The following is a 26656-nucleotide window of genomic DNA, read 5'->3' on the forward strand; positions in this document are numbered from 1 at the left end:
CTCTTCAGCCCGAGCGGACTTCATGGCGTTGCCGACCCTGCGGATCATTGGTTTCATCATCGGCATCTTCCTGATCACCCTGGCGATCTTCATGGTCGTGCCGATGGCGACGCTGCTGGTCTTCGAACGCACCAGCGACCTGCCCTCGTTCCTCTGGTCGAGCATGATCACCTTTGTCGCCGGCCTGGCCCTGATCCTTCCCGGACGTCCGGAACACGTGCACCTGCGTCCCCGGGACATGTACCTGCTGACGGTCAGCAGTTGGCTGGTGGTGTGTGTCTTTGCCGCGCTGCCCTTTTTGCTGACCCAACACATCAGTTACACGGATTCATTCTTCGAAAGCATGTCGGGGATCACCGCCACCGGGGCGACGGTGTTGAGCGGCCTGGACACGATGTCGCCAGGCATCCTGATGTGGCGCTCGTTGCTGCACTGGCTCGGCGGTATCGGCTTTATTGGCATGGCCGTGGCGATCCTGCCGCTGTTGCGCATCGGTGGCATGCGGCTGTTCCAGACCGAATCTTCCGACCGCTCGGAAAAGGTCATGCCTCGCTCGCACATGGTGGCGCGGCTGATCGTGGCGTCCTACGTGGGCATCACCATCCTCGGCACGCTGGCGCTGTGGTGGGCCGGGATGAGCCTGTTCGATGCGATCAACCATTCGATGTCGGCGATTTCCACCGGTGGTTTCTCGACCTCGGACCTGTCGCTGGCCAAATGGACCCAGCCAGCGGTGCATTGGGTCGCGATCGTCATCATGATCCTCGGCAGCCTGCCGTTCGCCTTGTACGTTTCGATGCTGCGAGGCAATCGTCGGGCGCTGATCAAGGACCAGCAAGTCCAAGGCCTGATCGGCGTGCTGCTGGTCACTTGGCTGGTGCTTGGCACCTGGTATTGGGCGACCACCGACCTGCATTGGCTCGACGCGCTGCGACACGTGGCGCTGAACGTGACCTCCATCGTCACCACCACCGGTTTCGCCCTGGGGGACTACAGCCTGTGGGGCAATTTCTCGCTGATGCTGTTCTTCTACCTGGGATTCGTCGGCGGCTGCTCGGGCTCGACCGCCGGCGGGATCAAGATTTTCCGTTTCCAGGTTGCCTATATCCTGCTCCGGGCCAACCTTAATCAACTGATTCACCCGCGTGCGGTGATCAAGCAGAAGTACAACGGCCATCGCCTCGACGAAGAAATCGTGCGCTCGATCCTGACCTTCTCGTTCTTCTTCGCCATCACCATTTGCGTGATCGCCCTGCTGCTGTCCCTGTTGGGCGTGGAATGGATGACGGCGTTGACCGGCGCGGCGAGCACGGTGTCCGGCGTCGGCCCGGGGCTCGGCGAGACCATCGGCCCGGCCGGCAACTTTGCCCCGCTGCCGGACGCGGCCAAATGGATTCTCTCGGCTGGCATGCTGCTGGGCCGATTGGAGATCATTACGGTGTTCGTGCTGTGTATTCCGGCGTTCTGGCGTCACTGACCGGCTTGGCCACGCCCCGCGCCCGATAGTCGCCAGGCGTGGTACCGAACCAACGACGGAAGGCCCGGAAAAAGTTGCTCGGGTCGGCAAACCCCAACAGATAAGCAATTTCCAGCAGGGTCATGCTCGGCTGCGCCAGGTATTGCTCGGCCAGCTCACGTCGGGTGTCGTCCAGCAGACTCTGGAAACTGGTGCCCTCTTCCTGCAAGCGCCGCTGCAAGGTGCGTTGCGACAGGTGCAGCGTCTGCGCCACCACGTCACGCTTGGGCTCGCCCTGGGGAAGCAGCCGACACAGCACTTGGCGCGCCTGGTGAGTCACGCGACTGCCGGAGAACCGCGCCAGGTACTCCCCCGCAAACCGGTCATGGAGCAGCGCCATGGCCTCGTTGGCGGTGGGCAACGGCGCCTCCATGTCGCCTTGCTGGAAAATCAGCGCGTCGCAGGAAGCATCGAACACCAACGGCGCACCGAAGGCTCGTTGATAAGGTGCAATGTCAACGGGTTCGGCGCCCTGGAACAGTACCTTCACCGGATGCAAGGGCCGTCCGGTCAGCCAGTTGCACAGGGCCAGCGCGCAGGCCAGCGACGCTTCGGCGCTTTGCCGGGTCGGTGGCAGGTGATCGCCGTGGACGGTCAGGATCAACCCGTAGCCTTCCTCCAAGTGACGGAAGCTCAAGTCAGCACTTTCGGCAATGATCCGCTGATAACGCACCAGCCGCTGGAACCCTTCGGCCAGCGTGCGGCTGGACATCAACGCGTAACCGACCACATGGAACGATGCCGGGCGCACCACCTTGCCCAGGTTCAGGCCGATGGCCGGGTTGCCCGACAACTCCACCGCCAGTTGCCAGAGCCGCGTCATTGAGTCCTGGGGGAAACGCGCATCAGGATCGTCCAGCGCCGCGAAATCCAGCCCCAGTTGCTTGAACAGCGCCCGACAGTCCAGGCCGTCCATTTCCAACGCCTTGACAATCCCCATCGCCCAGCTTGAAGAAGTGGTTCGTTCGCTCATGACGTTTACTTGCATGACGAGCCGCAGGGTACGGCTGGATTTGCGAAGGATACTAAAGTGGCGCTGATTGTCACTGGCTGTTACGAGTGACCGCTCTAAACTCACATCCGATACCCCTGAAACATCGGTTCACAACAAAACCAAAGAGCCTGCAGTCTTGGAAAACACCAAACACTTCAACACCTTCGCCGAGTTCTACCCGTACTACCTCAGCGAACACAGCAACAGCATCTGCCGACGCTTGCACTTCGTCGGCACTTCGCTGGTCTTGCTGGTTTTCGCCATGGCGCTGGTGGTTGGCGCCTGGTGGCTGTGGGTCGCCCTGCCAGTGGCGGGCTATGGCTTCGCCTGGATCGGGCATTTTTTCTTCGAGAAAAACCGTCCTGCCACTTTCCAACATCCCCTCTACAGCCTGCTCGGTGACTTCGTCATGTACCGCGACATGCTGCTCGGCAAGGTGGCGTTCTAGGAGGATTGCCGGTGGATACTCATGCGCGCTTCACCCACATGCAGGACGGGACCCGGGATGACTGGGCGATCATCGCGGCGGACTTCAGCGCCTATGCGCGGCAGTTGCCGGGGCGGGTACTGGCCCATCTGAAATTGCTCGACGGCGATTTTGGCGGGTTCCCGGTGGATCGCCTGACCCACTCCCTGCAAACCGCCACCCGCGCCTACCGTGACGGGCGGGACGAAGAGTACGTGGTCTGCGCCCTGCTCCACGACATCGGTGACACGCTGGGCAGCTACAACCACCCGGACATCGCCGCGGCGATCCTCAAGCCGTTCGTCAGCGCCGAAAACCTGTGGGTGGTGGAGAAACACGGGATTTTCCAGGGCTATTACTTTTTCCATCACCTGGGCATGGATCGGCACCTGCGCGAGCAGTTTCTCGAACATCCGCAATACCAGGCGACCATTGATTTCTGCGCAAAATACGATGCTGCGGCGTTCGATCCCGAGTACGACACGCTGCCGCTGAGTTTCTTCGAGCCGATGCTGGAAAGGGTGTTCGCCGCGCCGAAGCAATCGATCTACAAGGCGGCGATGGCAGAGCAGCCCTGATTTATTGCAGACGCAGCAAATCCCGTGGCGAGGGAGCTTGCTCCCGCTTGAGTGCGAAGCGCTCACAAAAAGGGGCTGCTGCGCACCCCAGCGGGAGCAAGCTCCCTCGCCACGGGCCTTATGTGGTCTTCAGGCAGGCTCAGCCACCTTCAATTCAGCCTTGAGCAGCGCCTCCCGCGCCTGGGCGTCCGCCAGGCGATACAACTCGATCGTTCCGTCCCAGTGCTCGATCAGCGCGGTGCAGGATTCGACCCAGTCGCCGCAGTTGAGGTATTCCACCTCGCCGACCTGACGGATCTCGGCATGGTGGATGTGCCCGCACACCACGCCATGCAGTTCTCGCTTCACACATTCATGGGCGATGGCTTCTTCAAAGTCGCTGATGAAACTGACGGCGGTCTTGACCTTGTGCTTGAGGTACGCCGACAGCGACCAGTAGCCATAGCCATAACGGGCCCGCCAGTGATTGAGCCAGCGGTTGAGCGTCAGCGTGAATTCGTATGCCGAATCCCCAAGGAACGCCAGCCAACGGTGATAACGAGTAATCACATCGAACTGATCGCCATGAATCACCAGCAGATGCCGACCGTCGGCGGTCACATGCACCGCCTCGTCCACCAATTGGATATTACCGAGGATCAGTTTCGAATAACGCCGCAGGAATTCGTCATGGTTGCCGGTGACATAGATCACCTCGGTGCCGCGCTTGCTCATGGTCAGCAAGCGACGAATGACGTTGGTGTGGGCCTGGGGCCAATACATGCCGCCACGCAGCTTCCAGCCGTCGATGATATCGCCCACCAGGTAGATTTTGTCGGCGTGGTAGCCCTTGAGGAAGTGCGACAGGTGCTCGGCCTGGCAATCCCGGGTGCCCAGGTGCACGTCCGAAATCCACAGGGTGCGAACACGCTGCTTGCGGCTGGGTCTGGCGAGCTCGGCGCTGGTCATTGGGCAACCCTCTGATCGTTTTCACCACAGTGCACCCCAGCGGTTAATGCCCCATGACAAAAATAAGTCGATTGCATGACAGCGCGAGGCGCCGCGCCCTCGGTGTAGACTGACCGCCAGCCACAGGAGACTGCGATGAGACCGATCCTCACGCTACGCCACTACAGCCACGATCTGATTGACCACAGCCACGACCACGCGCAACTGGTGTTTGGCTTGTCCGGCGCGCTGGACTTCGAAGTCGAAGGGCGTGGCAGCCAGGTGGTGCAGCAGAGTTTCGTGGTCGTGCCGGCGGGCGCCCATCATGCGTGCGGCAGTCCACAGGGCAGCCGCTGCCTGGTGCTGGACGTGCCGGACGATGAGTGGGTCGGGCAATGCCTGGGCGATCATGCCGACGCGAGCCGTCGCTTGCTCGACAGCAATACTCGCCTGCTCCTGGATGCAGGGCAAAGCCAGTTGGTCAGTTGGCTGGCCGGCAGCCCGGTGCACGACCCGGTGATCGCCCAGCAAGGCGCGGTATTGTTGCTCGCCAGCCTCAACGGCGGGCGCCAGGAAACCACCGGCGGCCGACGCCTGCCCTATGCCGCACTCAACGCCCACATCGACCAATATGCCGCCTACCCGCTGCAAGTCGCGGACCTGGCGCAGGTCGCCGGGCTTTCCAGTGCGCGCCTGCATGCCCGTTTCGTCGCCGAATGCGGGCAGACGCCAATGGAATACATCCGCAGCCGTCGCTTGCACAAGGCCGTGGCGTTGCTGCGTGACTCGCACCTGCCGATCGGCGAAATCGCCCAACGGGTTGGCTACAGTTCGCAAAGCGCCTTTGCCGCGGCCGTGTTGCGCGAATTCGGCGTCTCACCGGGCAAGTTTCGGCGGCCACGCGAGTCTCACGCTAAAAATCGCTAGGATCGCGACAGACAAAAACGGCTGGCGACGGGCTTAATAGCCAAACGTCCAACCGTTGAACAAGGATTGCAATGACACCCCGTACCGCCCTCGGCGCCCTGCACATCGGCGCACTCATGTTCGGCCTGACCGGCGTCTTCGGCAAACTCGCCGCGGCCTCGCCCGCCGTGATCGTGTTTGGCCGCGCCGTATTCGCCGTGCTGGCCCTGGCGGCGTTTGCCCGATTCGCCAGCCCTACCCGCTGGCAGAAACTCCAGGGCCGGGACATGCGCAGGTTGCTGCTGGGCGGCCTCTTGTTGACCGGGCACTGGGTGAGTTTCTTCATTTCGGTGAAAGTCGCCGGCGTCGCGATCGCCACGTTGGGATTCGCCAGTTTCCCGGCCTTCACCGTGCTGCTCGAAGGGCTGGTTTTCCGCGAACGAATCCGCGCCAACGAAATCCTCCTGGTGGTCCTGGTGAGCATCGGCCTGGTGCTCGTGACGCCGGACTTCGACCTGGCCAGCGGCGCCACCACAGGCCTGCTCTGGGCGGTGGCCTCGGGGCTGTTGTTCTCACTGTTGTCGCTGACCAATCGCGCCGGCTCCGCCCATGTGCCGCCGGTGCAGGCCGCGCTGTGCCAGAACGTCGTGGTCGGCCTCTGCCTGTTGCCGATGGCTGCACCGCAACTGAGCGACGTTCGCCCCCTCGACTGGTTGTGGATCGGCCTGCTGGGCGTGTTCTGCACCGGCCTGGCCCACAGCCTTTTCGTCGCCAGCCTGGCGGTGATCAAGGCCCGCACCGCCGCCGTGGTGTTCGCCATGGAGCCGGTCTACGGCATTACCATCGCCTGGTTGCTGTTCGATGAAAACCCGACGCTGCGCATGTTGCTCGGTGGCGTGCTGATCATCGTTGCGATCGTGGTGTCGAGCCAACTGGACGGCACGAAGAAATCCAGCGCCGGTGCCCAGGCGCCGTCTCACTGATCCCGTTCATTGAATTCTGTCGTTGTGCCCCAAATCGCGCGCCGGGTCGATCTGGTCGCGGACCCGCTGCTTGAGCACCTTGGCCTCGGGGAATCCACCGTCGGCCTTGCGCTCCCAGATCTGCGTGCCATCGCAGCCAATATGAAAAACCCCACCAGTGCCCGGCACCAGGGACACCTTGCCGAGGTCGTCGCCGAATGTGCTGAGCAGTTCCTGGGCCAGCCAGGCGGCCCGCAGCAGCCATTGGCACTGGGTGCAGTAAGTGATGATGATTTCCGGTTTGTGTGCGCTCATTGCGGCTGAACTCCTGGTTCCAAAGGCGTCGTTATACTACTCGCCTTTGATCGCCCGCTCCGAGATCGACCATGCGCCGCCTGCTGCCTTGCCTGCTTCTTCTGCTATTGCCCTTGCTCGGCCATGCCAACGAGCCTGCCGTTGAGACACCGCGCCCAAAGATCGGCTTGGTACTGTCCGGTGGCGCGGCCCGTGGCCTGGCCCACATCGGCGTGCTCAAGGCCCTGGAAGAACAAGGCATCAAGATCGATGCCATTGCCGGCACCAGCATGGGCGCAGTCATCGGCGGGCTCTATGCCTCGGGCTACAAGATCGATGAACTGGAGAAGCTCGCCCTGGGCATCGATTGGCAGCAAGCCCTGTCCGATGCCCCGCCGCGCAAGGACGTGCCCTTTCGGCGCAAACAGGACGACCGGGATTTCCTGGTCAAGCAGAAACTGAGCTTTCGCGACGACGGCAGCCTCGGCCTGCCGCTGGGGGTGATCCAGGGACAGAATCTTGCCCTGCTCCTGGAAAGCCTGCTGGCCCACGCCAGTGACACCCGGGATTTCGACAAACTACCGATCCCCTTCCGCGCGGTGGCAACCGACATCGCCACCGGCGAAAAAGTCGTGTTTCGCAAAGGCCATCTTCCCAAGGTCATCCGCGCCAGCATGTCGATCCCCGCCGTATTCGCCCCGGTGGAACTGGACGGTCGCCTGCTGGTGGACGGCGGCATGGCCGACAACATCCCATTGGACGTGGCTCGGGAAATGGGCGTGGACGTGGCCATCGTGGTCGACATCGGCACACCGCTGCGCACCCGCAAGCAATTGGTCACCGTGGTGGATGTGCTGAACCAGTCGACAACGCTGATGACCCGACGCAACTCCGAAGAGCAGTTGGCCACGTTGGGAAAAGAAGACGTGTTGATCCAGCCGGCCCTGGCAAGCTTCGGTTCCACCGACTTCGGTCGGGCGCAGGAAATAGTCGACGCCGGTTACCGCGCCACACGGATACTCGAAGCGCGGCTGGCGCACTTGCGGCCCGCCGAGCCGACCGACGCCGTGCTGATGGCGGCGCGTACCCCCAGTGAGCGCACTCCGACCATCACCGCGATCCGGGTGGAAAACGATTCTAAAGTCGGCGACGACGTGATCCGCTATTACATTCGCCAGCAGATCGGCGAACCGCTGGACCTGGGCCGCCTGCAGACCGACATGGGCACGCTGTACGGCCTGGATTACTTCGAGCAGGTGCAATACCGCGTCGTGCACAAAGGCGCGGACAACACGCTGGTGATCAATGCCCGGGGCAGACGCACCGGCACTGATTACTTGCGCGTGGGCCTGAGCCTGTCGGACGACATGCGCGGTGACAGCGCTTTCAACCTCGGCGCCAGTTACCGGGTCAACGGCATCAATCGCCTGGGCGCCGAATGGCTGACCCGGGCGCAGATCGGCGACAAACAGGAGCTGTACAGCGAGTTCTATCAACCGCTGGACGTCGGCTCACGCTACTTCATCGCGCCTTACGGGCAGTTCGAATCGCGCAACGTCGAGTCGATTCTGGATAACGATCCGGTGGCCCAATATCGGGTCGAGCGCTATGGCTTCGGTCTGAACCTGGGTCGCCAGATCGGCAACAGCGGAGAGATCCGCTTCGGGGTTGGCCAGGCCTGGGGCAAGGCGGACGTGCGTATTGGCGATCACGACCAGCCTAGCGAAAACTTCAACGAAGGCTTCTACGAGCTAAAGTATTCGTTCGACTCCCTGGACAGCGTCTACTTCCCCCATGAAGGTGAAGACATCGGCCTGTCATGGCGCCAATACGAACCTGGCCTGGGGTCCGATCAACGTTACCGCCAGTGGGAATTCAAGCTGGACAAGGCCCTGAGCAGCGGCCCGGACACCTTCATCCTGGGCGGGCGCTACGGTCGAACGCTGGACACGGCCGAAGTCGTGACCTCCAGTTTCGTCCTCGGCGGCGCGCGGCAATTGTCGGGCTTTCGCGAGGATGGGATATCCGGCCAGAACATGAGCCTGATGCGCGCCGTGTATTACCGCCGGCTCACGCCTCGGGCGTACCTGCCCTTGGATTTCCCCTTGTACATCGGCGGCTCGCTGGAGCGCGGCCGGGCGTGGAACAACGACAACGAGTTCGACAGTGGCTACATCAACGCCGCCAGTGTCTTCCTGGGTTTCGACACGCCGTTGGGGCCACTGAATTTCAGCTATGGCTTTAATGATGACGATGAGCAGGCGGTGTATCTGAACCTGGGGCAGACGTTCTAGAACCGTTTCAAATTGTGGGAGCGAGCTTGCTCGCGATGGCGATCACTCAGTCGGCGATGATGTTGGCTACGGCTCAGTCATCGCGAGCAAGCTCGCTCCCACGCTGGATTCCCGTCGGCCGCGCAATCGCCTCAACGAATCCCGGCCAACAAGACTCGGGCGGTTTCCCTGAGCGGTTCATCGCCCTCTTGCAACAACTCTTCCAGCAAGGTGATGGCGCTCTTCAGGTCGCCTTCATCGATGCAATTCTGCGCTTCTTCCAGCTTTTCCGAATGCTCCGACGCCTGCAGCTCGAAGGACACAGGTTCCAGGGACAATGACTCGAACTCGGGCTCAACGGACAGCGGTTCCAGTTCCAGCGCCTGCTCTTCGTCGGCAAACCCATCGAGGAAATCATCATCCAGCGACTCGGTTTCCAACGGTGCGCCCCATTGCAGGTCCGGTTCGTCGAAGCCTGATAGCGCCAGCGTGTCGGCACGGGTAGACGGCGGCGTTCCGGGTACAGGAGCCGCCGACGGATCATCGGCCAGGTCCCAACTGTTCTCCAGGGAGAGCCCATCCAGATTCAACTCGAACTCATCACTGGGCGCGGCAACAGGTTCGGGGGCGAGCATTGGAGCCGGGGGCTCCGGGGGCGTCTCCATCGGAGCGTTAACCATGGCGATCTTGGGGTAGCGCTTGCGGGTTTCCTCCAGCGTCTGGTGATCGACGCCTTGGGACAAGAGGTGGTTCTCCTGGGCCTGGAAGCCGATGACATCGCCCTGCTTGCCCAGCACATCCAACAACTTGAGCCCCAGGTCGGTACGCTCCGGCTCGGCCAGCAATGCCGCGCGCAGCAGGCCGGCAGCTTCGGTGAAACGGCCATAGGTCAGGTAGATTCCCACACCTTCGAGCACGTCTCCCAGAGGAGCATCACCGTTGTTGAACGACGCGGCGACTTCGGGGGGCTCTGCATCCGCGCTCTCCATATAGGTGTCGGTGTTGTCGTCCAGGGCCAGGTCGGGACGGGCGGTCAATGGCACCGGGTCCGCCGTCTCCTGCTGTTGCCGATGACGCAGGAACAGCAAAAGCGCCAGCAACCCAAGCATTCCCGCCAATCCAGCCACCCACAGCCAGTCGATGCCTTCGGTTTCCGCGACTGGCGCCGCCTCGACTGCCGATGCGGGTTCGGTGGATTCGGCAGGTTCAGGGGCAAGTTCCGAGGTCATCGCAGGTGGCGAGGCCTGGGTCAGTTGCGCTTGAAGCTCGCTGATCTGCTGGCGTTGCCCGGCGATTTCCTGATCCTGGGCGTGGATCCGAGCCTGCAATTGTTCGATGGTCTGCTGTTGCTGCTGGTTTTGCAGCATGCTGGCGGCCAATTGCTCGGTATTGCTGTCGATCGCGGCAGGAGCCGGGGCGGCAGGTTTTTGGGCAGGCGCTGGCAAGATGGCCGAATCAGGCAGCAACAAGCGCTGGCCGATGGAAAGTCGCTCGCTGCCAGGGTTCAGCGCCTGGATCCCCTGCATCAGTTCATTGACCGACGCATTGCTGCCCGCATCATGCAGACGCTTGGCGATCACCCAGGGATTGTCGCCCTGCACGACGGTGTAGCGCTTGCCCTGTGTTGCCGGGGGCGGCTTGATGGCGGGTGTCGCCTCGGCCGAGCTGGAGGGTTCGTCGACGGTCGGCACCAGGCCTGGCGTACCGGGCGGATCGATCAGCACGGTGTATTCGCGCAACAGGCGCCCGTTGGGCTGGTTGAGCTGTACGAGGAAGTTGAGGAACGGTTCCTCCACCGGTTTGCTGGAGGTCACCCGGATGAAACTGCGTCCGCCCCGCAGCACGGGGGTGAAACGCAGGTTGTTGAGAAAAAAAACGCGCTCCACCCCAGCACGGCTGAAGTCGTCCGGACTCGCCAGGCTGGCGGAAAGATCTCCCTCGCTGAGTCCCGCCGCATCAACCAGGGCGATATCGGCGCGCAACGGTTGGTTCAAGGCGGAATGAAGCGTGATTTCCCCAAGCCCCAGCGCCGACGCCAAGGCGGGAAACCCCAGGGCACCCACGACGACCGACACGTTGATCCAACTGCGCAACGTGGACTGCAAACTTTCAAGCATGGGTATCCCTTTGATCAACGACCTGTGCGAAACGCTTCCAATACGATCGCCTAGTACTGGTTATAGTTCGCTAACCACCGAATCTCAAAGGTCTGGCGCCAGGGATATGCCTCAGGATCTTTCCAGGTTGGCCAGGATCGTGCCGTGGACCCGCATGCAAACGCGCATGTCCGCTTCGTCGACGCCTTCGAACAACTCCCGGCGCAACTGCGTGGCAATGGTTTCGATTTGCTCGATCAGCGGCAATGCCGGCGCGCACAGTACGATCTTCTTGGCGCGGCGGTCCTCGGCCACGGCCTGGCGTTGAACCAGGCCCTGGGTTTCCAGGCTGTCGAGCAAACGGGCCAGGGTCGGGCCTTCGACCGCAACGCTCTGGGCCAGCTCCCGTTGGGTCGGGGCCTGTTCGAAACGGGCCAGGTGCAGCAGCACCAGCCAACGCGCCTGGGACAGGCCCAGCCCGGCGAGGCGACGGTCCAGCTCGGCGCGCCAGCCACGGGACATCTGCGCCAGTTGCATGCCAAAACGGTGTTGATCGGTCAAAGGCATAAAAAACTCATCAAATCTGAAATAGAGAAAAACTAATTATTAGTCAGCTAAGCATGACCTTTGGATTCAGGCAAGGCTCGCGCTGTAGTGAATCGTTAAAGGAGCGTAACTGTTTGATCAGACTTCGAATTCCGACTGCAGTGCGGCCCTGACGCAATACAGGACCCCTTCCGGAACCCGCCCTGCGAACAACGCGGCGAGTTCCGATACGGGAGGCAGCTCGCCTTCGCCATCGAGAAACGCATCCTGGACCTCGCCCATCAGTTCTTCAGGCAGGTCCAGCGCTTGCTCCAATGAAAGCTGTTGTTGACCAATGGCCTCGGCCAGCATCGTGTAGACGTTCTTTTCCGAGCACTGCAATTGACTGGCAATCTGCAGCGGGGTCATGCCGGCCCGCGCCAGGGTGATGAGTTCATGGCGAACGTCGGCCACCGCCGGCGGGGTCTCGGCTTCGCCGCCCAGCACTTGGAGGAAGGCCTCGCCGTAACGCTCCAGCTTGCGTGCGCCAACGCCGCTGACCCGGGCCATTTCCGCCAGGGAGGTCGGTTGGCTGCGGAGCATTTCCAGCAAAGTGGAATCGGGAAAGATGACGTACGGCGGCACGCCGTGTTCCTCGGCCAACTTGCGGCGCAGGGCGCGCAACGCTTCCCACTGGTCACGCTCTTCGCCGCGCACCAATTGGCTGGCCTGGCTCTTGCTGCTCTTGACCGCGGTCGCCGGCTTGAGGTCGCGGCGCAGTTCCAGGGTGACTTCGCCCTTGAGCAAGGGCCGGCACGTCGCACTGAGGCGCAGGCCGCCGTAGCCTTCCAGGTCGATGTCCGCCAGGCCGCGCGCAACCAACTGCCGGAACAACGAGCGCCATTCGCTCTCGCTGCGGGCCTTGCCCACGCCAAACACAGACAGGTGCTGGTGGCCGAAGCTGCGGACTTTCTCGTTGTCCTTGCCCAGCAACACATCCACCAGATGCCCGACGCCGTAGCGCTGGCCCGTGCGATAAATCGCCGACAACGCCTGGCGGGCCGGCTCCGTGGCGTCCCAGGTTTCCACGCCATCGACGCAATTGTCGCAATGGCCGCAGGGCTGGGGCATGTCTTCGTCGAAATAGGCCAGCAAGGTCTGGCGACGGCAGCGGGTCTCTTCGCACAGCGACAGCATGGCGTCGAGCTTGTGCTGCTCCAGGCGCTTGTGCCGCTCATCGCCCTCGGAGTTCTGCAACATCTGCTTGAGCATCACCACGTCTTGCAGGCCGTAGGCCATCCAGGCATCGGCTGGCAAGCCGTCACGACCGGCACGCCCGGTTTCCTGGTAATAGGCTTCCAGCGACTTGGGCAAGTCCAGGTGAGCGACGAAACGCACGTTGGGCTTGTCGATGCCCATGCCGAACGCCACGGTGGCCACCATGATCAGGCCTTCCTCGTTGAGGAAGCGCTTCTGGTGATAGGCCCGCAAATCGTTGGGCAGGCCGGCGTGATAGGGCAACGCCGGAAAACCCTGTTCGCTGAGGAACGCGGCCACTTCCTCGACCTTCTTGCGCGACAGGCAATAGACAATGCCCGCGTCGCTGCGTCGCTCGGCAAGGAACGCCAGCAACTGCTTGCGCGGCTGCTCCTTGGGCACGATGCGGTAGAAAATGTTCGGACGGTCAAAACTGGAGAGGAACCGCTCGGCATTTTGCAAATGCAGACGGTCGACGATTTCCTCGCGGGTACGCTTGTCGGCGGTGGCGGTCAGGGCGATACGCGGGACGTCGGGGAACAGTTCCGCCAATTGCCCCAGTTGCAGGTATTCACGACGGAAATCGTGGCCCCATTGGGACACGCAGTGGGCTTCGTCGATGGCAAACAGGGCGATTTCCAGGCTCTGCAAAAACGCCAGCATGCGTGGCTGTACGAGGCGTTCCGGCGCCAGGTAAAGCATCTTCACCTCGCCACGCTTGATCCTCGCGGCCAGGTCCCGTTGCTGCTCGGCGCTTAAGGTGGAGTTCAGCGCCGCAGCGGCGACCCCCAATTCTTCAAGGGTGGCGACCTGGTCGTCCATCAAGGCGATCAGCGGCGAAACCACCACCGCCAGGCCGTTGCGCAACAGCGCCGGCACCTGGAAGCACAGCGACTTGCCGCCGCCGGTGGGCATGAGCACCAGGGCATCGCCACCGCTGGCCACGCGCTCAATAATGGCACCCTGGCGGCCACGGAAACTGTCGTAGCCGAAGATGTCCTTGAGAACGCGTTGAGCCTGTTCGAGCATAGAAACTCCAAAATCACCGAAACATCCCTGCAAGGCTGGTTCAGAATCACAAACGCTGCACCGGCAAATCGTAAGTGCGCGTTTCCAACCGACCGCAGGGCATCACAAAACGCGGCAGTATACCCGAGGGTTTCGTTGCGAAGGGGGCTGCTGACAGGAGGTGTGATGATCACGGCCGGGAGCCCACCGAACCTGTGGCGAGGGAGCTTGCTCCCGCTGGGTGGCGAAGCCGCCCCCAAAACAGGGCCGCTGCGCGCTGGAGCGCCAGCCCGGCCCAGCGGGAGCAAGCTCCCTCGCCACCGATGGCCCTGGCATGGAGTCAAGTCCGGCCAATGAGCAGGCAAATCCACCATGCGGCTGGCCTGCCCGCTCAAGAAGGCCTAGAATTCCCGCATTGTTTATTCCCCAAGGTAGCCCGTAATGTCCTTCGCTGAGCAACTGACCCGCCTGCAAGTCTTCCTCGACGCCGATGAGCTGCACGAAGAGGCGCTGGATTACGTGGCCGCTCATGGCTATCTGACCGCCCTGTCCATCTGCTCCGAGCCAGTGCCGGACCGTGAATGGATCGACGCCCTGTTCGCCGAAGAGCCGCATTACAGCGACGAAGCCCAGCGCGCCGAAATCGAAGCCACGCTGGTCGGCCTCAAGGCCCACATCGCCCGCCAACTGGCTTCCGACGAAGAATTCGAATTGCCGTGCGAACTGGACCTGGGCGATGACCCGGACGATTCGGAGCTGCGTGGCTGGTGCATTGGCTTCATGGAAGGCGTGTTCCTGCGCGAAGCCGCCTGGTTCGAAACCGCCGAAGAGGAAGTCAGCGAAATGCTGCTGCCGATCATGGTCGGTTCCGGCCTGTTCGACGAGCAACCAGAGTTTTCGGACATTGCCGCCGACGCGAACCTGATGGACGACATGATCGTGCAGATCCCCGAAGCGCTGACCGCCCTGTACCTGCTGTGCAACGCCCCGGACGAGAAACCGGCGATCCTCAAGCCTCGCCACCACTGAGTGACCGGGTGCCTTCGCCAATCGGCAAGCGCCCGCTGATCCTGCGTTACGCTCTGCTGGCCATCGGCTGGCTGAGCGTAGTGCTGGGGGTCATTGGCATTTTCGTTCCCGTCCTACCCACCACCCCCTTCCTGTTGCTGGCCGCCGCGTGCTTCGCCCGCAGTTCGCCGCGCTTCTACCAATGGCTGGTAGAACACCCCCACCTCGGCCCGTGGATCAAAGACTACCTCAGCGGCAACGGCATCCCCCTCAAGGGCAAGGTCTACGCCATCGGTTTGATGTGGGCCAGCATCCTGTTTTCCTGCTACCTCGTGCCACTGCCGTGGGCGCGAGGGTTCATGCTCACCAGTGCGGTGCTGGTGACGGTTTATATCCTCAGGCAGAAGACGCTGCGCAGCCGTTGAACATAATCGGGTGTTCCCGTGGCGAGGCGGCTTGCTCCCGATGGCTAGCGAAGCCGCTCTGAAATCAGCCAACGCAACCCTCCAGGCAGACCGCGCCAGCCGGTTTACGACTGCTGCGCAGCCGAGCGGGAGCAAGCTCCCTCGCCACAGGCTCTTGGTTTCACACCGTATCCACCTTCAACGAATGATCATTCAACATCCCGTTGATAATCGTCGCCGTGTCCGCCCCGCCAACCATCCCACCCGATCCCGGCGTGACGCCGTAATGCGTGGCCAGATCGACGCCGGCCAGGTCGATGGTCTGGTTCGGCGTGGCGCCGGCGATGCTGCTGACGTCGATGCTGGTGATGACCGATGCGCCGGTACCCGTGACGGTGAAGTGCAGGTAGTCGTCCAGGGACGCGGCGCTGCTGTTTTCACCCTGCAGTAGTTGGGACAGGTCGAGTTTGTCCAGGCCCGGGGTGAAGTCGGTAATGACGTCGTGGCCGCTGTTGCCCGCCTGCCACTGGAAGGTGTCGGCGCCGTTGCCGCCCGTGAGGATGTTATTGCCCAGGCCACCGATCAGGGTGTCATCGCCGCCACCGCCATTGAGCACGTCATGGCCAAGCCCGCCATCGATGCGATTGCCCGCGCTGTTGCCGGTCAGGGTGTCGTTGAAGTTCGAGCCGACGAGGTTTTCGATGCTCGCCAGGGTATCCGTCCCGGCCCCCAGGGTATTTTGTGCGGCCAGCAGGCCGAGATTCACGGTCACGCCTGCGCTGGCATGAGCGTAGCTGGCTGTGTCGCTGCCGGTGCCGCCGTCGAGCAGGTCGTTGCCGCTGCCGCTGTAGAGCAAGTCATTGCCCGCCTCGCCATGCAACGTGTTATTGCCCGTGCCTGCGCTGAGGATGTCATTGCCATCACCGGCGTTGAGCACGTTGTCACCATTGCCGGCCAGCAGCACATCGTCGCCCGCCGTCCCTGTCAGGGTGTGGCCCGCTTGATAGCTGATGTCGACCGCGGCGCTGTCGCTGCCGCCGCGGTTGTCACTGGCGGTGTAGGTCCCGTGGTAATCCGTCGTGTTGTCCTGGGCGCCGGCGTAATTGACCGTCATGGTCAGTTGATAGCTTTCCGAGCCATTGACGTTACCGTTGCCAGGGTTGGGGATGTTGGTGATGTGGATCTGATAGTTGCCATCCGCCGCGGCAGTGAACGAGGCGCCGTCGTTGATGGCGACGAAAGGCCCGCCGTTCAGGGAATACTCCATGGCGACGCGACCGGCGGCGAGGTTGTGATCCAACGTCAGGGTTTCGCCTTGCTTGAGGCTGATGTTGAGCCGATCTTCATCGTTGGCGTTGTTGTTCGACACCGCCCCCAGCGCGCCACTGACCACCAGCATCGCCGTCATGCTCGCGGCGTTGGCGACGAAGGCACTGCGGTCGAGGTTGATCGATTGGACATTGTTGCCGGTAAAGCTGGCGGTGCCGGTAGTGCCGGTGAAGTCCCCACCCTTGGCGGCCCAGCCCGTATTGAAACCGGTGGGCGTAGCCGTGAGCGGATCGCCATTGGCGTCGCTGTCGTTGCCCAGCAGCAACTCCCCAGGCACCACGATATTGCCCGACAGCACGTTGGTGATGACGTTGTCGGCGACCGCCACCGGCGCACTGTTGGGCACGACGTTGATCACCAGGTTGGAACCGGCCAGGTCGCCGTCGTTGTCGCTGACGGTGTAGCCGATGTGCTCGGTGATCAAGGTGCTGGTGGTGGTCTGCGAGGTGTAGCTGAACGCACCGGTGTCGAGATTGACCACCAGGGTACCGTCATGGTCGGTGGCGATGCTCACGGTGTTGGTCGCGGTGTTGAACGTGCCGTGGTTCGCCCCGCCGCTAGCATTCAGTGCGCCTTGGCCGCCATTGGCGTCCGGGTTGTAGCTGTAGGTCGTCCCATCCACCACCAGGCTTTTGATAAATCCGCCATCGGCGCCGAACGAACCGCTCTCGCCCAACAGGTTGCCCGTCACGGGAATGCCCTGGACAGTGCCCGAGAGCACTGAGTTGAGCTGGTTCAGGTCGGTGACCACCACCGCGTTGGTGTTGGTGTGGGTGCTGCCGTCATAGGCCAGTGGATCGAGGTGGGCGTTACTGACGCCGCTACCCAGGCCGATGGCGTAGTTCTTGATGCCGTTGGCGTCGAGGAAGGCTTTCCACGCCGCTTCGTCCGCGGTGCCGATTTCGCCCAAGGTCGGCTTGCCGTCCGAGAAGAAATAGCCAACGTTCTGTGCGTCGGTCAGTTGGCCGGAGGTTGCGAACGCCGTCTGCGCCATCGCCACGGCCGCATCGTAATTGGTGTCACCGTGGGCGATCAGCGCGGAAATCAGCGTCTTGGCAGTCGCTACGTCCACCCAGACGGTGCTCTGGTCGGTGGCGCTGCCGCTGAACGTCACGAGCTGGACTTTCACGTCGCCCATGTCGTCGTATTGGTCGAGCAAGGCGTTGATCGCCTGTTTGGCCAGGTCCATGCGCGAGAGACCCGGCACGCCTGAATCGTCTTTCATGCTGCCGGAGACGTCGAGCACGATCAGCAGGTTCGTATCGACTTCCATTGCAGTGACCGAGCGTTCGGACGCGACAGCCTTGGGCACGTCGTCAACGATGCTGACCACCAGGTTGCCGGTGGTGCTGTTGCCCAGGGCGTCGGTGGCCTGATACGTGAAGCTTTCATTCAGTACATTCGGGCCATCGTTGGCATGGGGCGAGGTTGTCGCCGGTGACGTCAGTGTATAGGTGTAGGAACCGTCGGGGTTGAGCAACAACTGGCCGTGGGCGCCGGTGGCGTCGCCCAGCAGCGTGAACGTCACGGCGCCGGTGGCACCGCTGACCGAGCCCACCAGGGTGCCGCTGGCGGTTTCGCTGGTGGAACCCGGCTCACTGCCTGTAGCGGTACCGGGGGCCAGGTCCTGGCCATCCTGTTTAAGGTCCAGGGCTTTTTCATAAACGGTGACGTCATGATCGGTTTCTGCGACCAGGCAACTGTTGTGCACATCGATGGTGACGGTCGTGGTGCTTTCATCACCGTCGGCGTCGCGCACGGTGTAGGTGAACACATCGGTGGCGCCCGCTTCGCCCACGGAGCCGGGGTTGCTGTGATAGACCGCGTTGCCATTGGCATCCAGGGTCAGGTAGCCATACGTGCCATTGATCTGTGTGTTCAAGCCGCCAGTGACCGGGTTCGACGTGTCGCCGCCGGCCCGCACACCTACCACTGCGCCACCGTCGGCGCCAAGCACGTCGTTGTCCAACACGTTGCCGCTGACCGTCCCACCCTCCACCACCGCAGCGGTATCGCAATGAGCCTGGGGCACGTCGTCGACGATGTTGATGACGATGGTGCTGGTGACGGTATTGCCGAGTGAATCGGTGGCCTGATAGGTAAAACTTTCGCTCAGCGCGTTCGGGCCGTCGTTGGCGGCGGGCGAAGTGGAGGCTGGCGAGGTCAAGGTGTAGGTGTAGGAGCCATCGGGATTGAGGAACAGTTGACCGTAGGCACCCGTGGCATTGCCGACGAGGGCGAAGGTGACGGCGCCAATGGCGCCGGTGACCGCATCCACGAGGCTGCCCGTGGCGGTTTCGCCGGTGGCGCCCGGGTCGCTGCCGGTGACGGTGCCGGGGGCCAGGTCTTGGCCGTCCTGGTTCAGGTCGAGCGCACTTTCGTGCACGCTGATTTCATGATCCGGCGCGGCGACGAAGCAACTGGTGTGCACATCAATGGTGATGGTCGTGGTGCTTTCATCGCCGTCGGCGTCGCGCACGGTGTAGGTGAACACGTCGGTGGCGCCCGGTGCGCTGACGGCGTTCGGATTGCTGTGATAGACAGCGTTGCCGTTGGCGTCCAGCGTCAGGTAACCGTAGGCGCCGTTGATCTGCGTGTCGAGGCCGCCGATGGCCGACGTGGATGTATCGCCGCCAGCGCGAACGCCGACCACCGCGCCGCTCGCGGCGGGCCCGTCGGCACCGCCCTCGTCGTTGTTCAGTACGTTGCCACTGACGGTGCCGCCCTCGTCCACCGAGGCCGAATCCGCGTGAGCCGTGGGCAAGTCATCAACGATGTTCACGTCCAGATTGCCCGTGGAGGTGGTGCCGTTATCGTCGGTGACCACCACGGTGAATTGCTCGCCCAGGCTGTTGGCGCCGTTCGCATTCGGGTGGGCTTCGTTGTCGAGCAAGGTGTAGCTGTAGCTGACCACACCCGTCGCGGCGTTGAAGCCGGTCACGGTCAGGGTGTTGCCCAGCGCCGTGGTGATGGATTGCGGGAAGCCGGCGACCGCGCCTCCGCTGACGACGGTGATGCCGCCGACGCTGAGGGTCTGCACACCGTCCAGCGCGGTCACGGTGAAGGTGCCGTTTTGGGTCAGCGCCGGAGCGTCCGGGCTGCTGCCGTCGCTGAGGTTTTTCTCCTGCAGCGTCAGCTCGCCGCCTTCCGTGTCGAGGCCGCTGATGATCACTGGATCGTCGTTGTTGTGAACTTGCAGCACCAGGTTGGCGGTGCTGGTGTCGCCGTCGGCGTCGGTCAGGGTGTAGGCGAAGGTTTCGCTGCCATTGCCGCCGCCGTGCAGGTCTTTGAAATCGGCGTCGGAGGTATTGAGCGTGTAGGTGTAGGAACCGTCGGCGTTGAGCACCAGCGTGCCGTAAGTACCGGTGAACGTGCCGGGGGTGATCGGGCCGGACGCCACGTGATCGGCGCCTTGGGTGTCGTTGGTCAGCACGCTGCCGGTCAGGGTCAGGTTGCTTTCCGAGGCGGTGCCGGCGTTGCTGTCGTCCACGGCCTTGGGCAGGTCATCGACGATGTTCACGTCCAGATTGCCCGTGGCGGTGGTGCCGTTATCGTCCGTGACGACCACGGAAAATTGCTCGCCCAGGCTGTTGGCGCCGTTCGCGTTCGGGTGGGCTTCGTTGTCGAGCAAGGTGTAGCTGTAGCTGACCACGCCGGTGGCGGCGTTGAAGCCGGTCACGGTCAAAGTGTTGCCCAGCGCGGTGGTGATCGATTGCGGGAAGCCGGCGGCCACGCCACCGCTGACCACGGTGATGCCGCCGACGCTGAGGGTCTGCACACCGTCCAGCGCGGTCACGGTGAAGGTGCCGCTTTGGGTCAGTGACGGAGCGTCCGGGCTGCTGCCGTCGCTGAGGTTTTTCTCCTGCAGCGTCAGCTCACCGCCTTCGGTGTCGAGGCCGCTGATGATCACTGGATCGTCGTTGTTGTGGACTTGCAGCACCAGGCTGGCGGTGCTGGTGTCGCCGTCGGCGTCGGTCAGGGTGTAGGCGAAGGTTTCGGTGCCGTTGCCGCCGCCGTGCAGGCCTTTGAAATCGGCGTCGGAGGTATTGAGCGTGTAGGTGTAGGAACCGTCGGCGTTGAGCACCAGCGTGCCGTAGGTACCGGTGAAGGTGCCGGGGGTAATCGGGCCGGACGCCACGTGATCGGCGCCTTGGGTGTCGTTGGTCAGCACGCTGCCGGTCAGGGTCAGGTTGCTTTCCGAGGCGGTGCTGGCGTTGCTGTCGTCCACGGCCTTGGGCAGGTCATCGACGATGTTCACGTCCAGATTGCCCGTGGCGGTGGTGCCGTTATCGTCCGTGACGACCACGGAAAATTGCTCGCCCAGGCTGTTGGCGCCGTTCGCATTCGGGTGGGCTTCGTTGTCGAGCAAGGTGTAGCTGTAGCTGACCACACCCGTCGCGGCGTTGAAGCCGGTCACGGTCAAAGTGTTGCCCAGCGCCGTGGTGATGGATTGCGGGAAGCCGGCGGCCACGCCACCGCTGACGACGGTGATGCCGCCGACGCTGAGGGTCTGCACGCCGTCCAGCGCGGTCACGGTGAAGGTGCCGTTTTGGGTCAGTGCCGGAGCGTCCGGGCTGCTGCCGTCGCTGAGGTTTTTCTCCTGCAGCGTCAGCTCGCCGCCTTCCGTGTCGAGGCCGCTGATGATCACTGGATCGTCGTTGTTGTGGACTTGCAGCACCAGGCTGGCGGTGCTGGTGTCGCCGTCGGCGTCGGTCAGGGTGTAGGTGAAGGTTTCGGTGCCGTTGCCGCCGCCGTGCAACGCGACGAATTGCGGATCGCTGGTGTTCAGCGTGTAGGTGTAGGTGCCGTTGGGATTGAGGACCAGGGTCCCATAAGTGCCGGTGAAGGTGCCGCCAATGATCGGCCCGCTGTCGGGGCCGGTGGGAATTCGGTCAGCGCCCTGGTGGTCGTTGGGCAAGACATTGCCCGTGAGAGTGACAAGGGTTTCCGATGCGGTGCTGGCGTGGCTGTCGTCGATCGCCTGGGGCACGTCGTCGGTAATGTTGACGTCCAAGGTTCCGTTGGCGGTGTCGCCATCGGTGTCGACGGCCACCACAGGGAATTGCTCGCTGATGCTGTTGGCACCGCCACCCGCCGGATGGGTTTCGTTGTCGTTCAAGGTGTAGCTGTAGCTGACGACGCCAGTGGCCGGGTCATAGCCTGTGACGGTCAGGGTATTGCCCAAGGGCGAGGTGACGGATTGTGGGAAACCTGCGGGCACGCCGCCGGTAATCACATTGACACCACCGATGCTCAGGCTGCTCAGCCCGTCGGGCGCAGAAACCGTGAACGTACCGCTTTGCACCAGCGCGCCTGGATTGCTGGCGGTACCGTCGGCGAGGTTGGCTTCGTTGGCGGTCAGTTCGCCGCCGTCCACGGTCAGGCCATCCAGGGTGACAGGGTTGTCCGGGGTCTCGGGCGTTACGGGGGGGACGATGCCGTCGTTATTACTATCCGGATCGGCCGCCAATTCCAGCTGGGGAAACTCCGGAATCCCATTGAACCCCGCCGTGGGAAAGCCGATCTGCGGGTCGACTTGTCCACCGACTTCCTCCAGCAACACAAAGCTGTGACCGCCACCCAAGGCTCCCGCCGCGCTTGCGTTGCCGGGCCCCGCCGCGGTGGCTTCGCCCGCCTGGGTCGGGTCGGCGCCGGCGGCGATGGCTTGCTGCAGCTTTTGCACATCGGTCAGTTGCGCGTCGCTCGGCGCTGCGGTTTCAGGCGTGTCGACATGCGGCGCCTGGTTAGCCAGCAATTGCGGGGTCAGGGTCAGGTCGCTGCCGCGCCCCAGCGTCAATTCGTGGCCGTTCTGTAAATGCACGGCCACTGCGCCTTCGGCCCCGGTGACCAAGTGCTCGCCGGCATACAAACGATCACCTTCGACCAATGGGCGTCGCACCCCACCGGCGGCCTCCGCGAAAACCTGCCCTACCACCTTGCTGACGGTACCGATGAGCGCTGCCATGTGCATTCCCTCCGTTGCCAACCCGTGGTCGGCATCTGTCTGGGTGAAGAAGTCATGCTCAAGTCAACCGTCAGAATCTGGAAAATCTGCCAGCTTTCACGGGGCCTGGCGACGCTAGCGTTTCGCCACAACGACAAAAAACCGTCACTTAGAATCGCCCCGTTTTTCAACTTTTTCGCTGTTCTTCACGTCGTTTCAAAATTTGAATGGAACTTTTTATTGACGTCTTAAAACCGTCAGAACCCTTAAATACAAAGGCTCCTGCTCTGAACAATGTGCCGGTTTTTTTTAACGACATAAGTTTTTTTCGAAATAAGCGTTATGAGAAATTCTTCTTAGGTTTTCCACAGGATGTTCTTAGCTGTGTTGTTACAAGGTTGAAACGGTTTTGATCTTTTAAACGTCAATTTTCTGGCGACAACGAAGCACAACAGACCTCAGGAGATACACCCCATGCGCGTTCTTACACCCCTCTGCAGCGCGGTTTTGCTGGCCATGGCCTGTTCTTCTCAGGCGCAGGCGATGTCGTTGACCGAAGCCATCCAGAGCACCATCGCGACGCACCCCGAATTGGCGCAACGGGTGGACAGCCGCCTGTCGGCCAATGAAGACGTCAAAGTGGCAAGAGGGGGCTTTTTTCCGTCAGTGGATCTGAACGCCGGATATGGTCGCGGCTACAGCGACAACACCAATACCCGGGCGCTGGGCAACCATCACACGAACATCCTGACCTACACCCAGTCGGAGCTGCGCCTGCGGCAGATGATCTTCGACGGATTCAACACCGCCAATGAAGTCGAACGCACCCAGGGCGTGGTCAATTCCCGGGCCTATTACGCCCAGGGCACCGCGCAAGACCTGGCCCTGCGCACCATCGAGGTCTACCTGGAAGTCCTCAAGCGCCGCGAGCTGCTGACCCTGGCCAAGAACAACTTGCAGGCGCACCTGCGGGTCAACGACCAGATCGGCCTGCGCACCGAGCGCGGGGTGGGTAGCACCGCCGACTCCGATCAGTCCAATGCCCGTCGGGCCCTGGCGGAAAACAACTACGACACCGCCCAGGTCGACCTGGCCGACGCCGAGGCGAACTTCTATAGCGTGGTCGGGCGCATGCCCGATGAGTTGGAAACACCGCCGTCCACCAAAGGCGAGATCCCTGCCGAACTGCGCGAAGCCCAGCAAAGCATGGTGGATAACAACCCTTACCTGAAATCGGCCCAGGCCGACATCCAGTCCGCCGAAAGCCAATATGAAGTGGCGAAATCGCCGTTCTACCCGCGCTTCGACGCCGAGGCGGCAGTGGGCGCCAACAACAACATCGGCGGTGAAGAAGGTCACGACAACAATTGGCGGCTGGGCGTAGTAATGAACTACAACCTGTTCCGCGGCGGCAGCGACAAGGCGCGGCTGGCGTCCAACGCGCACCAGATCAACCTGGCCATGGACATCCGCAACAACGCCCTGCGCCAGCTCAACGAAGACACGCGCCTGGCCTGGAACGCCATGCTCAATGCGCGCAAACAGACCCCGACGGCCCGTGAATACGCCGACACCACCGCCCGCGTGCGCTCCGCCTACCAGGATCAATTCGGCCTCGGCCAACGGACCCTGCTCGACCTGCTCGACAGCGAAAACGAGCTGTACAACGCCAACCGTCGCTACACCGAGGTGCGCTACACCGAGGAGTTTTCGATGTACCGGGTGCTGGCGAACATGGGCCTGCTGCTGCACAAGCAACGGATCGTGCTGCCGGCCGATGCGGTCGCGCAGACCGAAGTCAAGAACCAGGCACGGCTGCCGGAACTGAAGTAATCCCGTGGGAGCGACCGACTTGACCAGCATGGAACCCACCACCCCGAGCGCCGACCCGCGCTCGAACTTCGATGATCCCTTGCTGGACGGCTTGTTGATCCTCTGCAAACTCCATGGCGCGACCGTCAGTCGCGCCAGCCTCAGCGCCGGGCTTCCTATGGCGCACCAACGCTTGAGCCTGGAACTGCTGCCGCGTGCAGCGGCCCGGGCCAGTTTGCAGGCGCGGCTGTTGCGTCGCGACCTGGCGGACATCTCGGCGCTGAATCTGCCGGTGATGCTGATCCTCGCCGGGGGCCGCTGCGCAATTTTGCGGCGCTGGGGCGAGGACGGTCGCGCGCTGATCCTGCCCAGCGAGGCCGATGGCGGCGAACAATGGGTCAGCCGTGAAGAGCTGACCATCGACTACAGCGGCCAGGCCTTGTTCGCCCGGCCGCGTCACGAACTCGAAGACCTGCGCGCGCCCTTGGTGCCGCGGGTCGAAGCGTGGTTTCGCGACACCTTGAAATTGTCGCGCTGGTTGTACAGCGACGCGATCCTGGCGAGTTTCCTGATCAACCTGCTGGGCTTGATGGTGCCGCTGTTCGTCATGCAGACCTACGACCGCGTTGTGCCAAACCAGGCCACATCAACGCTGTGGGTGCTGGCCGTGGGGCTGCTGATCGGCACCGGTTTCGAACTGGTGCTACGAGTGGTGCGGGCCCATCTGCTGGACACCGCCGGCAAGAAGACCGACGTGATTCTCTCGGCGACCCTGTTCGAACGCATCACCGGCATGGCGATGAAAGCCAAGCCCGTGACCATCGGCGGCTTTGCCCAGAGCATCCATGACTTCCAGGGTCTGCGAGAATTTCTCACGGCGGTGACACTCACCAGTCTGATCGACCTACCCTTCGCCCTGCTGATGCTGGTGGTGATCGGCCTGTTGGGTGGATGGCTGGTGGTGATTCCCGTAGTGGCGTTTCCAATCACCATTGTCTTCGCCATGATCATCCAGGCGCGGCTGCGCGACACCGTGCAGAAAAGCCTGGCCCTGGGCGCCCAGCGCCAGGCCCTGCTGATCGAAACCCTCGGCGGCCTGGAAACCCTCAAGGCCTGCAGCGCCGAAAGCGAGCGCCAGCATCAGTGGGAAAGCACCCACGGCGCCCTCACCCGCCTCGACAGCCACGCGCGCAACCTTTCGGCGCTGGCGACCAACGGCACCTTGTTCCTGCAACAACTTGCCGGCATGACGACCATTGTCGCCGGGGTCTACAGCATCATCGCCGGCAACCTCAGCGTCGGTGCGCTGGTGGCGACCTACATGCTCGGCAGCCGGGTCCTCGCGCCGCTGGGCCAGATCGCCGGGCTGATCACCCGCTACCAGCAGGCCCAGCTCACCATGCGCAGCACCGATGCCCTGATGGCTTTGCCCCAGGAGCGCGATGCCAAGCAGCGGCCCCTTGATCGCACGCAATTGCAAGGCGCGCTGGACGTGAGCGGCGTGACCTTCCACTACAACGGCCAGAACACCCCGGCACTGGCGAACGTCAGTTTTAGCCTCAAGCCGGGTGAACGGATCGGGATCATCGGCCGCAGCGGCTCGGGCAAAAGCACCCTGGCGCGGCTGGTGATGGGTTTCTATGCGCCGGAGGAAGGCCAGTTGCTGCTGGACGGCCTGGACCTGCGGCAACTGGACGTCGCCGACTTGCGCCAACAGATCGGCTACGTCGCCCATGACCTGCCGCTGCTCGCCGGCAGCCTGCGCGACAACCTCACCCTCGGTGCCCGCTACATCAGCGACGCACGCATGCTGGAAGTGGCGGAACTGACCGGTGTCACCGAACTGGCGCGCCAACATCCGCAGGGCTTTGATCGTCCGGTGGGCGAGCGCGGGCAGTTGCTGTCCGGCGGCCAGCGCCAGGCCGTGTTGCTGGCCCGGGCCTTGTTGCTCGACCCGCCGATCCTGTTGCTGGACGAACCCACCAGCGCCATGGACAACAGCAGCGAAGACGTCCTGCGGCAGAAACTTCATACCCACGTACAGGGCAAGACCGTGCTGCTGGTCACCCACCGCACCTCGATGCTCAGCCTGGTGGATCGGCTGGTGGTGCTGGATAACGGCCGCATCGTGGCGGATGGGCCGAAGGATGCGGTGATCGAGGCATTGCGCAAGGGACGGGTGGGCTCAGCGGCGGTTTAAATACCAACACATATCCCTTGTGGCGAGGGGATTTATCCCCGCTGGGCTGCGCAGCAGTCCTAAAACCATGTGCCTCGGTGTGCCAGACAGACTGAGGCAACTGTCTTGGGGCCGCTTCGCAGCCCAGCGGGGATAAATCCCCTCGCCACAAAAGCTC

General features: G+C 62.8%; 17 protein-coding genes. 10 read left to right on the top strand and 7 right to left on the bottom strand.

Going from position 1 to position 26656, the window contains the following annotated elements; all coding sequences use genetic code 11:
- Positions 1-22: 22 nt before the first annotated feature.
- Complete coding sequence (locus KSS97_RS21290; protein WP_030141121.1) at positions 23-1477, top strand: TrkH family potassium uptake protein; 1455 nt, start codon at positions 23-25, stop codon at positions 1475-1477.
- Here the strand turns inward: KSS97_RS21290 and KSS97_RS21295 are convergent.
- Positions 1434-2489 carry an AraC family transcriptional regulator gene (locus KSS97_RS21295; RefSeq protein ID WP_198797703.1) on the bottom strand — a complete coding sequence of 352 codons (1056 nt, stop codon included), beginning with the start codon at positions 2487-2489 and terminating at the stop codon, positions 1434-1436. The two genes, KSS97_RS21290 and KSS97_RS21295, sit on opposite strands and share 44 nt — an antisense overlap.
- A 157-nt stretch (positions 2490-2646) precedes the next feature.
- On the opposite strand from KSS97_RS21295, the gene KSS97_RS21300 reads away from it, so the two are divergent.
- Positions 2647-2958, top strand: coding sequence for an Mpo1-like protein (locus KSS97_RS21300; protein ID WP_030141123.1), 312 nt, complete (start codon positions 2647-2649; stop codon positions 2956-2958).
- A gap of 11 nt (positions 2959-2969) precedes the next feature.
- On the top strand, positions 2970-3554 hold the full coding sequence (locus KSS97_RS21305; RefSeq protein ID WP_217860079.1) for an HD domain-containing protein: 585 nt from the start codon (positions 2970-2972) through the stop codon (positions 3552-3554).
- Between the two features lie 129 nt (positions 3555-3683).
- Here the strand turns inward: KSS97_RS21305 and KSS97_RS21310 are convergent, their stop codons facing one another.
- Positions 3684-4502, bottom strand: coding sequence for a UDP-2,3-diacylglucosamine diphosphatase (locus KSS97_RS21310; RefSeq protein ID WP_030141125.1), 819 nt, complete (start codon positions 4500-4502; stop codon positions 3684-3686).
- A gap of 135 nt (positions 4503-4637) precedes the next feature.
- Here KSS97_RS21310 and KSS97_RS21315 point away from each other — a divergent pair, with 135 nt between their 5' ends.
- Complete coding sequence (locus tag KSS97_RS21315) at positions 4638-5408, top strand: helix-turn-helix transcriptional regulator (RefSeq protein WP_030141126.1); 771 nt, start codon at positions 4638-4640, stop codon at positions 5406-5408.
- Between the two features lie 71 nt (positions 5409-5479).
- On the top strand, positions 5480-6370 hold the full coding sequence (locus KSS97_RS21320) for a DMT family transporter (protein WP_030141127.1): 891 nt from the start codon (positions 5480-5482) through the stop codon (positions 6368-6370).
- Between the two features lie 6 nt (positions 6371-6376).
- On the opposite strand, the gene KSS97_RS21325 is transcribed toward KSS97_RS21320, so the two are convergent.
- Positions 6377-6664: an Rdx family protein gene (locus KSS97_RS21325; protein ID WP_030141128.1), complete on the bottom strand. Its 288-nt coding sequence runs from the start codon at positions 6662-6664 to the stop codon at positions 6377-6379.
- Between the two features lie 71 nt (positions 6665-6735).
- Here KSS97_RS21325 and KSS97_RS21330 point away from each other — a divergent pair, with 71 nt between their 5' ends.
- Complete coding sequence (locus tag KSS97_RS21330; RefSeq protein WP_030141129.1) at positions 6736-8937, top strand: patatin-like phospholipase family protein; 2202 nt, start codon at positions 6736-6738, stop codon at positions 8935-8937.
- Between the two features lie 131 nt (positions 8938-9068).
- Here KSS97_RS21330 and KSS97_RS21335 read toward each other — a convergent pair whose 3' ends face one another.
- The 3 genes from KSS97_RS21335 to recQ form a co-directional block, all read right to left on the bottom strand.
- Positions 9069-11033, bottom strand: coding sequence for a motility hub landmark protein FimV (locus KSS97_RS21335; RefSeq protein WP_217860080.1), 1965 nt, complete (start codon positions 11031-11033; stop codon positions 9069-9071).
- Positions 11034-11144: 111 nt separating this feature from the next.
- Positions 11145-11579 carry a MarR family transcriptional regulator gene (locus KSS97_RS21340; RefSeq protein ID WP_030141131.1) on the bottom strand — a complete coding sequence of 145 codons (435 nt, stop codon included), beginning with the start codon at positions 11577-11579 and terminating at the stop codon, positions 11145-11147.
- Positions 11580-11696: 117 nt separating this feature from the next.
- Complete coding sequence (recQ, locus tag KSS97_RS21345) at positions 11697-13823, bottom strand: DNA helicase RecQ (RefSeq protein WP_217860081.1); 2127 nt, start codon at positions 13821-13823, stop codon at positions 11697-11699.
- Positions 13824-14243: 420 nt separating this feature from the next.
- Here recQ and KSS97_RS21350 point away from each other — a divergent pair, with 420 nt between their 5' ends.
- Both KSS97_RS21350 and KSS97_RS21355 read left to right on the top strand, forming a co-directional pair.
- Positions 14244-14831 (top strand): UPF0149 family protein, encoded by a 588-nt coding sequence (locus tag KSS97_RS21350; protein WP_030141133.1) that lies wholly within the window; start codon positions 14244-14246, stop codon positions 14829-14831.
- Between the two features lie 8 nt (positions 14832-14839).
- Entirely contained in the window at positions 14840-15235 is a 396-nt protein-coding gene (locus KSS97_RS21355; RefSeq protein WP_217860082.1) for a YbaN family protein, read from the top strand.
- A 160-nt stretch (positions 15236-15395) separates the two neighbouring features.
- Here KSS97_RS21355 and KSS97_RS21360 read toward each other — a convergent pair whose 3' ends face one another.
- Positions 15396-22508, bottom strand: a complete 7113-nt coding sequence (locus tag KSS97_RS21360; protein WP_217860083.1) for a retention module-containing protein — start codon at positions 22506-22508, stop codon at positions 15396-15398.
- A gap of 453 nt (positions 22509-22961) precedes the next feature.
- Between KSS97_RS21360 and KSS97_RS21365 the strand changes: the two genes are divergently transcribed.
- Both KSS97_RS21365 and KSS97_RS21370 read left to right on the top strand, forming a co-directional pair.
- Positions 22962-24320 (top strand): TolC family outer membrane protein, encoded by a 1359-nt coding sequence (locus tag KSS97_RS21365; RefSeq protein WP_217860084.1) that lies wholly within the window; start codon positions 22962-22964, stop codon positions 24318-24320.
- Positions 24321-24339: 19 nt separating this feature from the next.
- On the top strand, positions 24340-26499 hold the full coding sequence (locus tag KSS97_RS21370; protein WP_217860085.1) for a type I secretion system permease/ATPase: 2160 nt from the start codon (positions 24340-24342) through the stop codon (positions 26497-26499).
- The last annotated feature ends 157 nt before the right edge of the window (positions 26500-26656 follow it).

Source organism: Pseudomonas alvandae, assembly GCF_019141525.1.
Classification (GTDB): Bacteria; Pseudomonadota; Gammaproteobacteria; order Pseudomonadales; family Pseudomonadaceae; genus Aquipseudomonas; species Aquipseudomonas alvandae.